The organism is Actinoplanes sp. GCM10030250 (assembly GCF_042666575.1).
Taxonomy (GTDB): domain Bacteria; phylum Actinomycetota; class Actinomycetes; order Mycobacteriales; family Micromonosporaceae; genus Actinoplanes.
The window spans coordinates 1-1,077 of sequence record NZ_JBHTDO010000102.1; the positions used below are offsets into that span (position 1 = coordinate 1).

Here is a 1,077-nt window from a genome sequence, read left to right on the forward strand (position 1 = left end):
CTGCTGCTGGCGGCCGGTTTGTCGGCAGTGTCATTGACCGCTGCGGCTGCGGCTGCGGCGAGGGCGTTGTCGTAGAGGGTGCGGGCGTCGCGGACCCGGCAGTGCTCATCGACCGGGAACGGCGGGCGGCCTTTCGGGCGGCGGCCGGCAGCGCGGGTCTGCGCGGCGCGTTCGTGCCAGGCGTCGTAGCGGCGCTGGAGGCGGGTGCGTTCGGCTTGCCAGCGGGCGTGTGCGACCTCGACCCGGCTGAGAATGCGTGGCTGACCGCCGGTGACCGAGGTGTCCGGGTCGGCGAGGCGCCGTAGATAGTCGTCGGCCTGATCGCGGGCGGCCTGATCCCGGGCCCGTTCGGTGGCCTGCTGGGCGGCGATCTCGTCCAGGGCTTGCTGGATGCGGCGGGCCCGCCCGGAACGATCCCGCAGATCAGGCGGGAGTTCGTCACCACGATCCGGGCCGTGTTCGGCGTCTTCGGCAGCATCGGCCGCGGCGGCCTCGGTCAAATGTTGTTCGGCGAGCCGGCGCAGGCTCTGCTCGCTGCGGCCGGCGTTGCGGGCGGCGTTCCCGGCGATCTTCGTGCCGTCGAACGCGACCACGCCGAGGCGGACCATACCCATCCGGGCGGCCAACAGCAGCGTCTCGGTCAGCAGCCCGGCCAGCGCGGTCTCGTGATCGCGGCGGAACCGGGCCAGCACGGTGTGATCCGGCGTGTCACCGGCGCAGATGATCCGGAACGCGACGTCGGTGTGACAGAGCCGTTCGATCTGCCGCGACGAACGCACCCCATGAGCCATCGCATAGACCAGCAGCGTGAGCAGCATGTCCGGATGGAAACCACGCCGGCCGACCCCGCCCAGCCTGGCCCGGGCATGAAACGCGGTGGTGTCGAGTTGGCCGACAGCCTCGATCACGAACCAGACCAGATGATCCTCGGGCAGCCAGTCCGTCATCGACGGCGGCAACAGAAACGCCTGGTCACGATCGACCGACCGATACCCCTTCGCCATCCACCAATGATCTCAAACATGCATAAAAGTATCTATACGCCTGAACCCGCCGAAACCAAAAAGCAACAGGCTC

1 protein-coding gene is annotated in these 1,077 nt (G+C 68.9%); it reads right to left on the minus strand.

Going from position 1 to position 1,077, the window contains the following annotated elements; genetic code table 11:
- On the minus strand, positions 1–1,004 hold a 1,004-nt coding region (locus ACFQV6_RS44215), incomplete at its 3' end, for a transposase (RefSeq protein ID WP_378033733.1).
- Positions 1,005–1,077 lie beyond the last annotated feature (73 nt).